At 74.8% G+C, this 1,577-nt stretch carries 1 protein-coding gene and 1 pseudogene; both read right to left on the bottom strand.

Features of this window, described 5'->3' with window-relative positions:
- Positions 1–273 (bottom strand): annotated as a pseudogene (locus AB0M20_RS42600) (energy-coupling factor transporter transmembrane protein EcfT); the annotation flags it as partial.
- The coding region (locus AB0M20_RS42595) for an ABC transporter ATP-binding protein (protein ID WP_364307108.1) at positions 270–1,577 on the bottom strand (1,308 nt) is incomplete at its 5' end. The pseudogene AB0M20_RS42600 and the gene AB0M20_RS42595, both read right to left, overlap by 4 nt.

Below are 1,577 nucleotides of genomic sequence, written 5' to 3'. Positions count from 1 at the left end.
CCCGCCGCGGTCGGCCGCGAACAGCACCATCGTCACCAGGACGCCCAGCGCGGCCACGAGCAGCGGCAACGACCGCCGGGCGAGCACGGAGAACCGGACACCGAACAACGGCAGCAGGGCCAGCTCCACCGCGAGCGCCAGCGCCGGGGTGAGCGGATCGAGCGTCGCGATCATCGGCAGCGAGAAGAGCAGGGCCGCGGCGAGCTTCGCGACCGGGTTGCGCCGGGCCAGCGGCGCCGCCGGGTCCGCCACCGGCTGCAGGGTGAACGTCACCGGGACCGCCGGGGGAGAGGGTCCTGCAGCCGGGTTGAGCCCAGCGGCAGGGTCCGGTCGGCGAGCGTCCGCACGAAGTCGTCGTCGTGGGTCACGGCCACCACCGCGTGCCCCTCGTCGCGGAGCGCCGCGAGCAACCTGACCAGCTCGATCCAGGTGCGGCGGTCCTGGCCGAAGGTCGGCTCGTCGAGCACGAGCAGCCGTGGCGCGGTGGCGAGCGCGGTGGCCACGCTCAGCCGGCGGGCTTCGCCGCCCGAGAGCGTGTACGGGTTGGCGGCGGCCAGCTTCGTCAGCCGCAGCCGGTCGAGCAGCCGATCAACGGTCGCGGCGGTCTCCTCGGGTGACCGGTTGAGCCGTCGCAGCCCCAGGGCCAGCTCGTCGGCCACCGTACTCGTGACGAACTGGTGCTCGGGATTCTGGAAGACCGAGCCGATCCGGGTGGTGAGCGGCGCGGCCCGCCAGCGGTGCGGCGGATCCGGCTGCCCGAAGGCGGTGATCCGCCCGCTCGTCGGCGGCAGCAGACCGCCCAGGGTGAGCGCGAGCGTCGACTTGCCGGTCCCGTTCGGACCGGTCACCGCGAGCACCTCGCCCGCGTCGACCGACAGTGACACCGGTGCCAGCCGATGCGCCACGGCGACGTTCCCGGCGTCCAGCAGCCGTTCGCCGGCGGGGGTGGGTGACTTCAGCGCCGGGAGGCCGAAGCCGGGCACCCACACGCCCTCGTCGGCCAGCCGGTCGCCGTACGCAGCGAACACGACCTCGGGCGAGCCGTCCGCCCGCACGCCCCCGCCCGGTTCCAGCACCACCACCCGGTCGACCAACGGCAGCGTCTCGGCGACCCGGTGCTCGACGATGATCAGCGTGGTGTCGTCGTCGCGGGAGCGGCGGATCGCCTCGCGCACCAGCTCGGCGCCCGCCGGGTCGAGGTTCGCCGTCGGCTCGTCGAGCAACAGCAGCCCGGGCCGCAGGGCCAGCACGCCGGCCAGGGCGAGCCGCTGCGCCTCGCCGCCGGAGAGCGCCGAGGTCGGGCGGGTGATCGGGTACGGGAAGCCGACCCGGTCCAGCGCGTCGCTGACCCGTGGCCAGATCTGAGCCGGCGGGATGCCCCGGTTCTCGCACCCGAACGCGACGTCGTCGCCGCTGCGCGCCATCACCAGCTGGGTCTGCGGGTCCTGGAAGACGATGCCGACCCGGTCGCGTGCCTTGTGGGGTTCGAGGCCGTCGATCTCGGCGCTGCCGGCCGACTCGCCGGAGTCGTCGGGCAGCAGGCCGGCAAGAGCACCCTGCTCGCCGCGCTGGCCGGC

The sequence above is a fragment of the Actinoplanes sp. NPDC051633 genome (assembly GCF_040681735.1).
Classification (GTDB): Bacteria; Actinomycetota; Actinomycetes; order Mycobacteriales; family Micromonosporaceae; genus Actinoplanes.
The sequence above is the reverse complement of the archived record's forward strand: the minus strand, read 5'-3'. Positions and strand labels throughout refer to the sequence as shown.